11 protein-coding genes are annotated in these 13,745 nt (G+C 58.4%); 5 read left to right on the top strand and 6 right to left on the bottom strand.

Features of this window, described 5'->3' with window-relative positions; all coding sequences use genetic code 11:
• The first annotated feature begins 149 nt into the window (after positions 1–149).
• A complete protein-coding gene (locus ABRP31_RS04530; protein ID WP_349971602.1) occupies positions 150–2,642 on the top strand; it encodes a TonB-dependent siderophore receptor in 2,493 nt (830 codons plus the stop codon).
• 404 nt (positions 2,643–3,046) lie between these two features.
• Here the strand turns inward: ABRP31_RS04530 and fecA are convergent, their stop codons facing one another.
• From fecA to ABRP31_RS04545, 3 genes are all read right to left on the bottom strand, one after another.
• A complete protein-coding gene (fecA, locus tag ABRP31_RS04535) occupies positions 3,047–5,401 on the bottom strand; it encodes a TonB-dependent Fe(3+) dicitrate receptor FecA (protein WP_349971601.1) in 2,355 nt (784 codons plus the stop codon).
• Between the two features lie 241 nt (positions 5,402–5,642).
• The gene (locus ABRP31_RS04540) at positions 5,643–6,620 is read right to left on the bottom strand and encodes a FecR family protein (RefSeq protein WP_349971600.1); all 978 of its coding nucleotides are present in this window, start codon (positions 6,618–6,620) and stop codon (positions 5,643–5,645) included.
• The gene (locus ABRP31_RS04545; RefSeq protein ID WP_349971599.1) at positions 6,617–7,120 is read right to left on the bottom strand and encodes a sigma-70 family RNA polymerase sigma factor; all 504 of its coding nucleotides are present in this window, start codon (positions 7,118–7,120) and stop codon (positions 6,617–6,619) included. The genes ABRP31_RS04540 and ABRP31_RS04545 overlap by 4 nt, the downstream gene beginning before the upstream one ends.
• A gap of 208 nt (positions 7,121–7,328) precedes the next feature.
• Between ABRP31_RS04545 and ABRP31_RS04550 the strand changes: the two genes are divergently transcribed.
• From ABRP31_RS04550 to ABRP31_RS04560, 3 genes are read left to right on the top strand one after another with little or no spacing between them, the layout of a single operon-like run.
• Positions 7,329–7,685 carry a DUF3649 domain-containing protein gene (locus ABRP31_RS04550; RefSeq protein WP_349971598.1) on the top strand — a complete coding sequence of 119 codons (357 nt, stop codon included), beginning with the start codon at positions 7,329–7,331 and terminating at the stop codon, positions 7,683–7,685.
• Entirely contained in the window at positions 7,682–9,271 is a 1,590-nt protein-coding gene (locus ABRP31_RS04555) for a PepSY-associated TM helix domain-containing protein (RefSeq protein ID WP_349971597.1), read from the top strand. Before ABRP31_RS04550 ends, ABRP31_RS04555 begins: the two co-directional genes overlap by 4 nt.
• The gene (locus ABRP31_RS04560) at positions 9,271–9,603 is read left to right on the top strand and encodes a DUF3325 domain-containing protein (RefSeq protein WP_349971596.1); all 333 of its coding nucleotides are present in this window, start codon (positions 9,271–9,273) and stop codon (positions 9,601–9,603) included. The genes ABRP31_RS04555 and ABRP31_RS04560 overlap by 1 nt, the downstream gene beginning before the upstream one ends.
• 41 nt (positions 9,604–9,644) lie before the next feature.
• Here the strand turns inward: ABRP31_RS04560 and ABRP31_RS04565 are convergent, their stop codons facing one another.
• Positions 9,645–10,523, bottom strand: a complete 879-nt coding sequence (locus tag ABRP31_RS04565) for an AraC family transcriptional regulator (protein ID WP_349971594.1) — start codon at positions 10,521–10,523, stop codon at positions 9,645–9,647.
• Positions 10,524–10,644: 121 nt separating this feature from the next.
• Between ABRP31_RS04565 and ABRP31_RS04570 the strand changes: the two genes are divergently transcribed.
• Positions 10,645–11,544 (top strand): DMT family transporter, encoded by a 900-nt coding sequence (locus tag ABRP31_RS04570; protein ID WP_349971593.1) that lies wholly within the window; start codon positions 10,645–10,647, stop codon positions 11,542–11,544.
• A 99-nt stretch (positions 11,545–11,643) separates the two neighbouring features.
• Here the strand turns inward: ABRP31_RS04570 and ABRP31_RS04575 are convergent, their stop codons facing one another.
• A complete protein-coding gene (locus tag ABRP31_RS04575) occupies positions 11,644–12,618 on the bottom strand; it encodes a D-glycerate dehydrogenase (protein ID WP_087268897.1) in 975 nt (324 codons plus the stop codon).
• Between the two features lie 168 nt (positions 12,619–12,786).
• On the bottom strand, positions 12,787–13,734 hold the full coding sequence (locus ABRP31_RS04580) for a LysR family transcriptional regulator (protein WP_027900201.1): 948 nt from the start codon (positions 13,732–13,734) through the stop codon (positions 12,787–12,789).
• Between the last annotated feature and the right edge of the window lie 11 nt (positions 13,735–13,745).

Consider the following 13,745-nt stretch of genomic DNA (forward strand, 5'->3'; position numbering starts at 1 on the left):
AAACAATTCAACCCCACAGTGAAAGAAATATTTCGCGGCAAAAAATAAAAAAATCACTTTTTGAATGAAAATCCATCTCATTCGCTGTCTGTTTTCTTCGCGTGTGCGTCATGGCTAGGAGTACTTCATTTCCCAGCCAAGGATCGTCCATGTCACGCGCTGTCCATTCTCTGCAACCACTGGCTCTGGCCGTCGTCATGGCGTTCGCCGCCGCGCCGCTCAATGCTGCTGAATCCGTACCGGCCGCGCAGGCCACTGTACGAAGCTTTTCGATTCCGGCCGGTGATTTGAGCCAGGCACTCAACAGCCTGGCCGAGCAGGCGAATCTGGCGCTGGCCTTCGATCCGGCGCTAACCCGTGGCAAGCACAGCGCCGGCTTGCAGGGCGATTTCGATACCCAGGTCGCTCTGGCACGTTTGCTCGCGGGCAGCGGTTTGCGGGCCACGGCATTGTCGGCCAATCGTTATCGCATCGAAGCAGCTCCCGAGTCAGTGGCAGGTGCCATGGAGTTGGGCGCAACGGATATTCAGGGCGCCTACCGTAGCGAGACGGCATCGGGACCGGTTTCCGGTTATGTGGCAACCCGTGGCCGTACCGGGACCAAGACAGACACCGCGTTGATTGAAACCCCGCAATCGATTTCAGTGGTGACCAAAGACCAGATGACCGCGCAGGGTGCACAGAGCCTGAACCAGATCCTGCGCTACACCGCAGCCGTTGTGCCAGAGACTCGCGGCGCGACCGCTTCGCGTCTTGATCAGCTAAGTATTCGTGGCTTTTCGCCCGCGACTTATCTGGACGGCTTGCGCATGCCGGGCAGCCGCGATGCTTCCCCGCAGAAAGACTCGTTCGATCTGGAGCGCGTTGAAGTCCTGCGTGGCCCGTCGTCCGTGCTGTATGGCCAGGCCAGTCCGAGCGGTGTGGTGAACATGGTCAGCAAACTGCCGACTGACACTCCGTTTCACGAAATCGGCCTGACTTACGGCACTTTCAACAAGAAGCGTACGACCTTTGATTTCGGCGGTCCGATTGATGAACAGGGTGTTTATTCCTATCGTCTTTCCGGTCTGTACGACGACGCTGATGGCCAGGTTGAACACACGGAAACCCGTCGCCAATCCATCGCTGGGGCGTTTACCTGGCGGCCGAGTGAAGATACGTCGCTGACGTTGCTGGCCAATTATCAGGCGGATCCTAAGGGTGCTTCGTATGGGGCTGTTCCCGCTTTTGGTTCAGTGCTGCGTAGCCCGACCGGTCGTGACATTGATGTCGATTTTTATGATGGCGAGAAGGATATCGAGAAGAGTGATCGCAATTACCATTCCGTTGGTTACTTGTTCGAACATCATCTGAACGATGTCTGGACTATCCGTCAGAACGCCCGGTACATGCGCAGTGAAGGACTCTATCGCAGTGTTTATAACAGCTCGCTGCTGTCAGATTTCAGAACCCTTGACCGTAGCGTTATCGCGACTGATGTGAATCTTGATTCCTACACAATTGATAATCAGGTCCAGGCTAAATTCGCCACCGGGCCGTTGCAGCACACCGTATTGTTCGGTGCCGATTATCAAAACACCAGCACGGATACCAAGGCGTCCGGATTTCCCCAGGCTGCATCCCTGGATATCTTCAATCCTGTCTACGGCAGCCCTGTGACAGTGCCAGCTTATGTCACCGATGCGACAGGTCGCAGCCAGCAAAAGGGCCTTTACCTGCAAGAGCAGATGAAGTGGGACAAGTGGGTGTTTCTGGCCGGTGGACGTTATGACTGGGCAGACAGCACCAACAGCTCGAAACGCATTGCCACGGGGGTGAAAACCAAGAGTTCGACCGAGGCAGAAGCCTTCACCGGACGGCTGGGGCTGGTCTATCTGTTCGATAACGGCCTGGCGCCGTATATCAGCTATTCCGAATCCTTTGAGCCGCAATCGGGTACCGGCTTGGGTAACAAGCCATTTGATCCCACCGAAGGCACGCAATACGAATTGGGTATCAAGTACCAGCCACCGGGTAGCAACAGCTTCATTACCGCATCGATTTTCGATCTGCGTAGATCGAATGTGCTGACTCCGGACCCCGATCCCGCGCCTCGGTGTAACGGTGCCCGTTGTCAGGTGCAATCCGGTGAGGTGCAGTCGCGGGGTTTTGAGCTGGAAGGCAAGGCGAGTCTGAGTGACAACCTGGATATCACCGCGGCTTACGCGTATCTGGACAACAGGACTACCAAATCGAACAACACCGTTACCGTATCGCCAGGAAGTGGCATTGCCAATGGCCCGACAGAGTCGGCTGAGGGCAAGACCTCAGTGGCAATTCCACGTCATACCGCGTCCGGTTGGGTTGATTACACCTTCCGTGATGGCCAGATGAAAGGCTTCGGTGTCGGTGGCGGCGCGCGTTACGTCGGCTCGACTTGGGGCGACACGGCCAACTCGTTGAAAGTGCCTGGGTACACCTTGTTCGACGCATCAGCTCATTACGATATTCCAAGCCTGTACAACCCGATGGACAACCTACGGCTGGCGCTGAATGTGACCAACCTGGCCGACAAGGAATACGTCGCGTCCTGCAGCGGTTACGGCTGGTGCTGGTACGGCTCGCAACGCACCGTGCAGGCGAGTGCGACGTATCGGTGGTAACACCGAAACTGAGCGCAACCCAATCATTGTGGGAGCCGGGCTTGCCCGCGATGCATGAGACGCAACCAGTAGCCATACTGCGTCATCGTTCATCGCGAGCAAGCTCGGCTCCTACAGGGGGAATGCGGTCACTGTGGGAGCCGGACTTGCCCGCGATGCATGAGACGCAGCCATAAGCCACACCGTGTTATCGTTCATCGCGAGCAAGCTCGGCTCCTACAGGGGAATGCGGTCACTGTGGGAGCCGGGCTTGCCCGCGATGCATGAGACGCAGCCATAAGCTACGCCGCGTTATCGTTAATCGCGAGCAAGCTCGGCTTCCACAGTTCGGCGTAGAGTCACCATGCCAGTGGGAGCCGGGCTTGGTCTGGGCGGCATTCCGACGATGCAGGCGACGCGGTGGATCAAAACGCCACAGACGTCTGCACATACACCGTGCGCGGTTCGCCGACGTATTTGCCTCGGTTGTTGTCGTCAAACGAGCGGGTGAAGTACTCGTGGTTGAAGATGTTTTTCACCCCGACCGCGACGTTCAGATCAGACAATTGCGGGCCAAAATCGTAGGCGGCCCGTGTGCTGAACAGCATGTAGCCGGGGATCTTGCCTGCAGCGCCATTGGCTGTTTCTGTCCGGGTGTTAGCGTTATCGGCGAATTGATCGCTCTGGTACGAACTGTCCAGATTCAACTTCCATGGGCCTTCGGTATAGGCGACGCCCAGGGTGCCTTTGTGTTTGGACGCGAACGGCACACGGTTGCCCTTGTTCGGTCCGTCTTCGCGAATGGTCGCGTCGACGAAGGCATACGTGGCGTACACATCAAAACCTGCCAACGCCGGGTTCAGTCCCGCCAATGCATAGTTGACGCTGGTCTCGATCCCCTGATGACGGGTTTCGCCGCGGGCAATAACGCTGCTGTCAGTCTGGTTGGTTTCGTACTGGTTATCGAAGTTGATCAGGAACGCGCCGATCTCTGCGCGCAGGTTGCCATTGTCATAGCGCGTGCCCAATTCCCAGGTACGGGCCTTCTCGGGTTTGACTTCGCCCCCGGCGATGCGGCTGGACATCTGGCTGTATTGCACACTGCCGAACGAGCCCTCGGTGTTGGCATACAGGTTCCAGCTATCGGTCAGGTGATACAGCACGTTCAACGCGGGCAGGGCGGTGTTGTAGTCGCCCTTGTATTTGAGGTTGTTGAAGTTGTCGGATTGCGCAGTGTCGATCCTTTCGTAGCGAATGCCCGGCGTGATGGTCCACTTGCCGATGTCGATGCGGTCATCAATGTAGATCGCATTGGCTTCGGTAGCGCCGCGGGTATCGCGGTCGAATCGGCTGCTGGTCGTCGGCAGCACATTGTTCACGGTGTTTTCGCGATAGCGCAGTTCGTGTCCGGCTTCATTGATGTAGCGGTAACCGACGCCGACTTCATGCCATGTTTCACCCAGCGCAAAACCTTGGGAGAAGCGTGTTTCCAGACCACGAACCCAGTACTCGCGGGGTGACAGGGAAACAAAGCTGCCTTGGTCCAGATAACCGCTGCGCAGGGTCTTGGTGAAAAACGTATTGGCAGTGAAAACCCGCGCGTCTTCTTCGTAGCGATAACCGAAGTTGACCATGGTGCGGCGGCCCCAGAACTTGTCCTTCAAGCGCGTCGACTGATAAGGATCGTCCTTGTAGTCGGCAACGTTCAGGCCTCCCGGCATCTCGGCCTCACCCTCGTAGTACTGAGCCATCGCGTTCACGCTGTTGGCTTCATCGATCTGGTACTTGCCCTTGAGGATCAGGTCGTCGATCTGCGTATCGCTGTGTTCGCGCCAGTCGCCGCCGCGCACGCCGGTGTACAGAATTGCGCCGCCCAGGCCATTGTCGGCAGTGCCCCCGGCCAATACGTTGCCCGTGGTCTTGAAGCCGTCATGGCTGGAGGACGGGCTGGTTTCGGTCTGGAAGCCACCTTTGAGGGTGGGTTCGTCAGGAATGGCACGGGTCACGAAGTTAACGACCCCGCCGACGTTCTGCGGGCCATAACGCACCGCGCCGCCGCCGCGAACTACGTCCACCGCGTCCATGTTGCCCATGCTGACCGGTGCAAAGGAAAGTTGCGGCTGGCCGTATGGAGCAAAGGGCACCGGAATGCCATCCATCAATACCGTCGAGCGCGATGCCAGACGCGGGTTGAGGCCGCGAATGCCGAAGTTCAGCGCCATGTCATGGCTGCCGGTGCCATTGTTTTCCGGAGCGTTTACACCGGGAATGCGGTTGAGCACTTCACGTGCAGTGCTGGCGCCCATGCGCTCGATTTCTTCGCGGCGGATCACGTCCCGTGCGCCGGGATGTTCGAAGACGTCAGTTTCTTGCGCCTCCCCCAACCAGTCGCCGACCACGTTTGAAACGCCCAGCTCGATCGGGCCGTTGACCGGCGCGCTGACCGGCTGCAGGGTAAAACCGTTCTGGCCGTCTGGATTGGCCTGCAGGCCTGTGCCTTCCAGCAATGCCGCCAGCCCTTGTTCCGTTGTGTATTGGCCTTCCAGCCCACGGCTCTGCAAACCGCTGGTCAGTTGCGAACCATAGGAAATCAGCACGCCTGCTTCGCGACCGAACTGGTTCAACGCGCTTTCCAGTGCGCTCGGGGCAATGTGATACGACTTGCTGTCGACATCGGCGGCCAGCACCAGCGGCACGCTGCACAGCGAAAGACCGGCACCAAACACGATGTGCCGCAACGAGCGAGACAGGGGAGACAAACGGCTGGGGCGAACTGACATACAGGAGTCCTTGGGCGAGAGGATTGAGGTGCTTTCCCTGTCTGTCACGCGAGAAGCCAAAAACGGCTCACCGGTTTTGAAAAATAATTATTCCAGTTGGAATGCAGGCTATGTGGGAGCTGGGCTTGCCCGCGATAAGGCTGAACGCGATCTAAAGTGAATCGTATCTAGCCTTATCGCGGGCAAGCCTCGCTCCCACAGGGATCTCATTTCAAATGCGTGTTGTTTAATGAACTTGGGGCTAAACCCGCGCCTCGACACTCACCCAATAGCGGGTAAATCGCTTGACCTTGACTGGCAATGCAACCTCCAGCAAGTCCAGAATTCGCTCGCTGTTGGCCAGTGGATAACTGCCCGATATGAGCAGGTCCGCGACTTTCGCATCACATTGCAGATGGCCGCGGCGGTAGCGGCTCAGTTCGGCGAGGAAGTCTTGCAGGCGCATGTGCGCCGCGACCAGCATGCCATCGGCCCAAGCGCCGCTGTTGGCGTCCAGCGCTCTCACCGGTTCCCAGACATTGCGGTTGAATACCACCTGCTGCGAGGCCTGCAACTGCAAACCTGGGCCAGTGAACGTAATCGGATTGATCTGTACCGTACCGCTGAACACGGCTAATTGGGTTTTACCGTCGAACTGGCGCACGTCGAAACGGCTGCCTGCCGACATCGGACGAATGTTGCCCTCGGCCGTGATCAGATTCAGCGGACGTGGATCATCGGCGACCGTCAGCATGATTTCGCCTTGCAGCAGCTTGATCAGGCGTTGTTGGGCATCAAAGCGCAGGTCGATAGCGCTTGCGGTGTTCAGGTGAATTTCGCTGCCGTCGTCCAGCGCGATCTTGCGCTGCTGGCCAACCCCGTTATGAAAGTCGGCAAGCAACGGCTGTAACGAAAGCTGGTCGCGTAACCCCCAACCGGCAGCCGAGCCCGCGCCCAACAGCAACAGCAGTTTCAGCGCCTGACGCCGACTGCTGGACCTCGGCGCGTTGATCGCCGCATGCGCCAATGGCGAAGACAGCCCGCTCAAACGCTGATTGACCCGCTGAATATGCGCCCACGCCCGCTGGTGCTCGGTGTTGCTGTTCAGCCAGAGTTGCCAGGCCTGCTGACGCACAGGGGCGAGGGCGCCGCTCTGCATTTCGATCAGCCAGCTCACCGCCTGCTCGGCCACGGCAGGCGCGATGTCGGATTTGTTCAGGGATTCGGTATTCGAATTCATAGCGCGAAGTAGCAGCGCAACAGCGCTTTATTGAGATGCCGTTTGACCGTGGCGATGGAAATCCCCAGCTGTGCGGCGATCTCTCCGTGGCTCAGACCGTCGATTTGCGACAACAGGAAGGCTTGCTTGACCACAACCGGAAGGCCATCAAGCAACTGATCCAGCTCCAGCAAGGTTTCCAGAATGATCGCCCGCTCTTCTTCCGAAGGGGCGACACACTCCGGCATTTCTGCCAGCGTCTGGTAATAAGCGCGCTCAAGATCCTGACGACGGTAGTGGTTGAACAGCACGCGCTTGGCGATGGTGGTCAGGAACGCCCTCGGCTCCATGATCTCGGTTGTATCGCGGGCCAGCAGGACTTTGACGAAGGTATCCTGTGCCAGATCCGCCGCGCTGTGCGGGCAACCCAAGCGCCGCCGCAACCAGCTCGTCAGCCAGTTGTGATGGGCGTGATACAGGCCTTCGACAGTTTCGTTAAGCGTGTATTGGGCGATGGGCATGAGCGGGTGCAGTCCGGATGAACCATTTAATTGCGCGGATTCTGGCAGACTCTTTTGCGTATGAGAATATTTATCATTAATATTGCGTTCTGTTCGTGCAGAGCGTCAAAGAATGCCCTGCCCGATAGCCTCCCGATCAGGAAACTCTCATGCCGTTTCAACGCCGATGGTTCACTGTGCGCTGTCCTTTACCGACGATTGCTCATTGATGAATGACGTGACCATGGATGCTCCGCAAACCACCCCTGACGTTAAAGAGCGCTTACGCAAAGCCAAGCCGGCCGGCGTGACCCTGGCTTATCGCCTTGCGGTCGCTTCACGCATTGTGGCCGCGCTGCTGGGCGGATATCTGGTCGCGGCCCTGACCAGCGTTTGCATTAGCCAGTGGGTGCCGATGCCCCGTGCCGATGCGGTCGTTACCGGGATGATGCTGTCCTTTGTAGCGTATCTGTTGGTGGTTATCTGGTGCTTTGCCTGCCGGACGGCCTGGCGTGCATGGGCGGGTGTATTGCTGCCCGCAGCGATTCTCGCAGCAGTGTTTGGTCTGGGACGGTGGTTGTCATGAAGGAAGGTTTCCGTCAGGCCATGGCCTGGCTGCACACCTGGATCGGCCTGGTATTCGGCTGGCTGTTGTTTGCGATATTCCTGACCGGGACCATGTCCTACTTCAAGGAAGAAATTAATCGCTGGACCCATCCGGAGATTCCGGCGCGAGTCGTGGACACGCAAGCAAGTGTCGAACGGGCCCAGGCCTATCTGCAGCAAAACGCTGCGGGCGCCACACGCTGGTTTATTGATCTGCCTGATGAGCGTGAGCCTGCATTGGGCCTGATGTGGCAGACCGCTGCGCAGGAGGGCAAGCGCGGGGCCTTTACCCGCAAGAGTCTGGACCCGCAAACCGGTGAGGAAATCCAGACGCGCAGCAGCATGGGCGGCGAGTTCTTCTATCGTTTTCACTTCCAGCTGCAAATGCCGCATCCGTGGGGGCGCTGGCTATCGACCATCGCCGCGATGCTGATGTTTATCGCGCTGATCACCGGGATCATCACCCACAAGAAAATCTTCAAAGAGTTCTTCACCTTTCGGCCGCGCAAAGGTCAGCGCTCCTGGCTGGACGGGCATAACGCGATCGGCGTGCTGGCGTTGCCGTTTCACCTGATGATCACTTACAGCAGCCTGGTGATTTTCATGTCGCTGGTCATGCCTGCGAGTATCGTGGCCTCTTATGGCAAGGACACTCAGGCGTTCTTTGCCGATGTTTTTCCGAATACCAACACAACCAAGGCAACCGGTGCGGCTGCTGCCTTGGCACCCCTTGCGCCGATCGTGCGCGCGAGTGGGCAACAATGGCCCGATAAAGAGGTGGAGCGCCTGGTGGTCTATAACCCGGGTGATGCAGCGGCAACGGTCGTGGTGTCTCCCGGTGCTGGCAGCAGCGTCATTCACGATCCGGGTATTAACGTGGTGTTCAACGGTGTGAGTGGTGAGTTGCTGACTGCACCGACTCAGCGCTCCGTCCCGTTGCTGGTATCTGGAGCCATGTACGGTTTGCATCTGGGCGAGTTCGCCGGTCCGTTACTGCGCTGGTTGTATTTTGTGTTCGGCATTGCCGGGACCGCGATGATCGGCACGGGGCTGGTGATGTGGCTGGCCAAGCGTCAGGTCAAGCACGCCAAAACCGGTGTTTTGCCTTTCGAATTGAGGCTTGTCGAAGTACTGAACATTGCAGGCATGGCCGGCCTGATGATCGCCATCGCGGCCTTCTTCTGGGCTAACCGTCTGCTGCCGATTGGGCTGGCAGAGCGTAGCGATTGGGAGATCAACCTGTTCTTCAGCGTTTGGGGTCTGTCAGTGCTGCATGCGTTGCTGCGTAAGGGGCGCCAGGCGTGGCGCGAGCAATTGATGCTGGGCGCGGTGTTATTTGCCGGGTTGCCGTTGCTGGATATCGTCACCAGTGGCGAGTACCTGCTGGAGTCACTGCAAAATCAGGACTGGGTATTGATCGGCTTTGACCTGACCGTTTTGTTTACCGGATTGTTTATGGCATGGGGCGCAAAGAAATTCCGCCCGGTGCCGCCGATTGCAGTGGCTGCTGAACAGCGTTCTGCGTCGGTGATTGGCACAGCAAGGTTTGAAAAGGAGGTGCACTGATGTGGCTGGCGACTTTGCTGTGTTATGTGGGCTTCACCGCGTTGTGCCTGTCCATGACCAAACACTATGGCGAGTTACTGCACGGTAAAATCAGCGCCAGCCGCAGTCGTTTGCTCAAGGCCGTTGGCTGGTTGTGTCTGGCGCTTTCGTTGTGGGCCGCGCTGGCTTCCACCCCGATTGGGTTGGGCCTGGTGCAATGGTTTGCGGCGCTCATGGGCAGCGCGTTGTTGCTGGTTTTCCTGATCCCGTTCCTGCCACAACTGGTCTTGGTACTGGCCGCTGCGGTGGTGTTGGTGGGGCCGCTGATTTTTATTAATCAGATGCTGGCGTGACACCTGTCTTGCTGAAATCCATTGATCCTACAGGATTGGATTCAACGTCCGGAAAACGCCAACCGATACTCCCCCGGCGTCGCGCCCATCGCTTGCCGGAAGCGATTGTTGAAATGGCTGGCGCTGGCAAAACCGCACTCAAGCGCAATCGCCCCGAAGGCCATGCGCGTTGAACGCAGCAACTGCCGGGCATGATTGAGGCGTCGGGCCAGCAGGTACTGATGGGGCGGCAAGCCGAAGCTTTCGCGGAACATCCTCGCGAAGTGATATTCAGACAATGCGCACAGCCCGGCCAGTTGCCCAAGGCTCAGCGGTTCGGCGAGGTGAGTTTCGATGAACTCCACCAACTGCCGACGTTGATGCGCAGCCAGTCCACCTTTCAAACGCAAACCTTCACGCATGCCCACCTGATCGAACAAGGCGCGGCTGAGCATTTCGTGGGCCAGGCTGCTGGTCAACAAACGCTCGCCGGGCTCATTCCAGTTCATCTGGATCAACTGACGAAAGCGCTGGGCCTGTTCAGGATCATCGTGAAACGTGTTTTCCCGCAATTGCAGCTCACGCGGCTCGCGGTCCAGCAGGGTAATGCAACCCAGAGCGAACTGCTCCGGGCTGATGTAAAGATGTGCCAGACGAATCTCGCCATTGATCACCCAAGCGGATTCATGCCCGGCGGGCAGGGTGCAGAGTTTGTCAGGGCTGCCTTTCTGATCCGGACGGTCGCGACGAAACGTGCCCGTGCCGCCGTCGATGTAGCAAGACAGCGTGTGGTGACTGGGGCCGTGATACTCCTGCGAATCGTGGCGATTGTTCCACAAGGCCGCGACCAAACCATCGCCCAGCACCGCGCTCTGCTCAAGTTGAGCATGGGGTGAACTGTTAAGGGCCTGAAAGACCTGGATGGATTCGATTGCTGGCATGGCTCGCATCCTACGCCTAACAGCACTCGCTGCCAGCCACCGCTGAAGCAAATGCGCAAGATTATGCAAATGGCCGGTTCATGCTCGTCGCAGACTGATGGCTCAAATCGGGAGTCGCATCATGAACATTTCGCTTTATTTGCTTACCGTCCTGATCTGGGGCACCACCTGGATCGCACTGAAGTTGCAGCTTGGCGAAGTGGCGATTGCGGTCTCCATCGTTTATCGATTCGGCCTTGCCGCACTGGTGTTGTTCGCGCTGTTGCTGCTCAGCGGCAAGCTGCAGAAGGTCAATCAGCGTGGCCATATGCTCTGCGTCGCTCAGGGGCTGTGCCTGTTTTGTATCAACTTCATGTGTTTCCTCACCGCCAGTCAGTGGATTCCTAGCGGGCTTATCGCAGTCGTGTTTTCCACCGCGACGTTGTGGAACGCCCTGAATGCCCGGATTTTCTTCAAACAGAAAATCGCGCGCAGCGTATTGACCGGCGGTGCGCTGGGCCTGATCGGGCTGGGATGCATGTTCTGGCCTGAGCTGTCCGGGCACAGCGCCAGTCGCGAAACACTCATGGGCCTTGGCCTGGCGTTACTGGGTACGATGTGTTTTTCGGCGGGCAACATGCTTTCCAGCATGCAGCAGAAAGCCGGTTTACGGCCGCTGACCACCAATGCCTGGGGCATGCTCTACGGCGCCGGGATGCTCAGCCTGTACTGCTTGCTCAGTGGTACGCCGTTTGGTTTTGAGTGGACGACCCGCTACATCAGCTCGTTGCTGTATCTGGTGATTCCGGGCTCGGTCATTGGCTTCACCGCCTACCTGACGCTGGTCGGCCGCATGGGGCCAGAACGCGCAGCGTATTGCACGGTGCTGTTCCCGGTGGTGGCGCTGAACATCTCGGCGTTAGTGGAAGGCTACCAATGGACCGCCCCGGCGTTGATGGGGCTGGTGTTGGTCATGCTGGGGAATATTCTGGTGTTCAGGAAGCCGAAGGCGGTGGTGCCAGTGGGGGCGAAGCTGGCTTGAAGTAAGTGGAATGCATTATCTGTAGGAGCTGCCGCAGGCTGCGAAGCGTTTTTCAGGTATACCGCAATCGCAGCCTGCGGCAGATCCTACAGGGCTACATCAATCTTTCCAAACTTGCGGATTCACCAGGTTCTTCGGCTTCTCACCCAGCAACGCAGCGCGCAGGTTGGTGTAGGCAAGATCCGCCATGGCTTGCCGGGTTTCCGTGGTGGCTGAGCCGATGTGGGGCAGGGTCACGGCGTTTTTCAGGCTGAACAGTGGCGACTCGCTCAGCGGCTCCTTCTCATACACATCCAGCCCGGCGCCGCGAATGGTGCCGTTCTGCAAGGCTTCGATCAGGGCAGCTTCGTCGACGATCGGGCCTCGGGCAATGTTGATCAGGATCGCGCTGGACTTCATCAAGCCCAGTTCACGGCTGCTGATCAGGTGCTTGGTCTTCTCGCTCAACGGCACCACCAGGCAAACGAAGTCCGACTCGGCGAGCAATTGATCAAGGCTGCGAAATTGCGCGCCCAGCTCCTGTTCCAGCTCGGTCTTGCGGCTGTTGCCGCTGTACAGGATCGGCATGTTGAAACCCAGACGACCACGACGTGCAACCGCTGCGCCGATGTTGCCCATGCCGACGATACCCAGCGTCTTGCCGTACACATCCGTGCCGAATTGCGCAGCCTCAACACTGCGCTTCCACTGACCGGCCTTGGTCCAGGCGTCCAGTTCGGCAACCCGGCGGGCACTGCTCATGATCAGGGAAAACCCGAGGTCTGCGGTGCTTTCTGTCAGCACATCCGGGGTATTGGTGAGCATGATGCCGCGCTCGTTAAAGTAGCCGACGTCGTAGTTGTCGTAACCCACTGAAATGCTCGACACCACTTCCAGCTGCGTGGCGGCTGCCAGTTGCTCGCGCCCCAACTGACGACCCGCCCCAATCATGCCGTGACACTTGGGCAGTGCGTCATTGAACTGCGCATTCATGTCGCCCAGCTTCGGGTCGGGCACGATCACGTTGAAGTCTTGTTCCAGCCGTTCGGCCATTTCGGGGGATACACGGCTGAAGGCAAGTACGGTCTTTTTCATGGGGTAGCTACTCTCGCACGCTTTTTATAAAGGGTTACAGATGAGTAGCACGCTAACATTCTCGTCGTCGCGCCGTAAACATCGGCCTCGCGGTGCTCGTGCGCTCCTACAGGTCCCCGTTTGCTGCGCGACAGCGCGGTGTCAGGGGCACCGAATGCATTCCAGGGATCAGGCGATCGACCGCATCGCGTGTGTATGCAAATCAGCCTCATGTGCCGCGAGGATTTCCGGCAGCGAGCCGCGCAGGTATTCCACCCACGTCTTGATCTTGGCATCCAGGTACTGACGCGACGGGTAGATGGCGTACAGGTTCAGCTCCTGCGAGCGGTACTCGGGCAGCACCCGCACCAGCGTGCCATTGCGCAAGCCTTCGATGGCGGAGTAGATCGGCAGAATGCCCACACCCATGCCGCTACTGATCGCCGTCTTCATGGCGTCTGCGGAATTGACCAGAAATGGCGAGGTATGGATTGTGACCATTTCCTGACCCTCCGGACCGTCGAACAGCCACTTCTCCAACGGGAACACCGGGCTGACCAGGCGCAGGCAGGCATGGTTGAGCAGGTCAGTGGGTTTGAGCGGGATGCCGAAGCTTTTGACGTATTCCGGCGACGCGCAGGCAATGCTGTAGGTGATGCCCAGGCGCTGGGACACAAAGCCCGAGTCCGGCAGCTCACTGGCCAGCACGATGGACACGTCATAGCCTTCTTCGAGCAGATCCGGCACGCGATTGGCCATGGTCAGGTCGAAGGAAACATCCGGGTGATTGCGCCGGTAGCGGGCAATAGCATCGATCACGTAATGCTGACCAACGCTGGACATCGAATGCACCTTGAGCTGACCGGCTGGTCGCGCATGAGCATCGCTGGCTTCGGCCTCGGCCTCTTCCACATAACCCAGAATCTGTTCACAACGCAGGAGATAACGCTTGCCGGCTTCTGTGAGCGCGATTCGGCGTGTGGTGCGGTTGAGCAGACGGGTTTGCAGATGCGCTTCGAGATTAGAAACGGCGCGCGAAACGTTGGCGGTAGTAGTGTCGAGCTGGACGGCAGCAGCCGTGAAGCTTCCCGCTTGCGCCACACAACTGAACGCGCGCATGTTTTGCAGGGTATCCATGGGCAGTTCTC

The organism is Pseudomonas caspiana, from assembly GCF_040224095.2.
In the GTDB taxonomy this organism is placed as follows: Bacteria; Pseudomonadota; Gammaproteobacteria; order Pseudomonadales; family Pseudomonadaceae; genus Aquipseudomonas; species Aquipseudomonas caspiana.

What these genes read in the sequence shown, in the direction of transcription:
- ABRP31_RS04530 (WP_349971602.1), top strand. Translation starts at nt 150, where the DNA reads ATGTCACGCGCTGTCCATTCTCTGCAACCACTGGCTCTGGCCGTCGTC.
- fecA (WP_349971601.1), bottom strand. Translation starts at nt 5,401, where the DNA reads ATGTCAGTTCGCCCCAGCCGTTTGTCTCCCCTGTCTCGCTCGTTGCGG.
- ABRP31_RS04540 (WP_349971600.1), bottom strand. Translation starts at nt 6,620, where the DNA reads ATGAATTCGAATACCGAATCCCTGAACAAATCCGACATCGCGCCTGCC.
- ABRP31_RS04545 (WP_349971599.1), bottom strand. Translation starts at nt 7,120, where the DNA reads ATGCCCATCGCCCAATACACGCTTAACGAAACTGTCGAAGGCCTGTAT.
- ABRP31_RS04550 (WP_349971598.1), top strand. Translation starts at nt 7,329, where the DNA reads ATGAATGACGTGACCATGGATGCTCCGCAAACCACCCCTGACGTTAAA.
- ABRP31_RS04555 (WP_349971597.1), top strand. Translation starts at nt 7,682, where the DNA reads ATGAAGGAAGGTTTCCGTCAGGCCATGGCCTGGCTGCACACCTGGATC.
- ABRP31_RS04560 (WP_349971596.1), top strand. Translation starts at nt 9,271, where the DNA reads ATGTGGCTGGCGACTTTGCTGTGTTATGTGGGCTTCACCGCGTTGTGC.
- ABRP31_RS04565 (WP_349971594.1), bottom strand. Translation starts at nt 10,523, where the DNA reads ATGCCAGCAATCGAATCCATCCAGGTCTTTCAGGCCCTTAACAGTTCA.
- ABRP31_RS04570 (WP_349971593.1), top strand. Translation starts at nt 10,645, where the DNA reads ATGAACATTTCGCTTTATTTGCTTACCGTCCTGATCTGGGGCACCACC.
- ABRP31_RS04575 (WP_087268897.1), bottom strand. Translation starts at nt 12,618, where the DNA reads ATGAAAAAGACCGTACTTGCCTTCAGCCGTGTATCCCCCGAAATGGCC.
- ABRP31_RS04580 (WP_027900201.1), bottom strand. Translation starts at nt 13,734, where the DNA reads ATGGATACCCTGCAAAACATGCGCGCGTTCAGTTGTGTGGCGCAAGCG.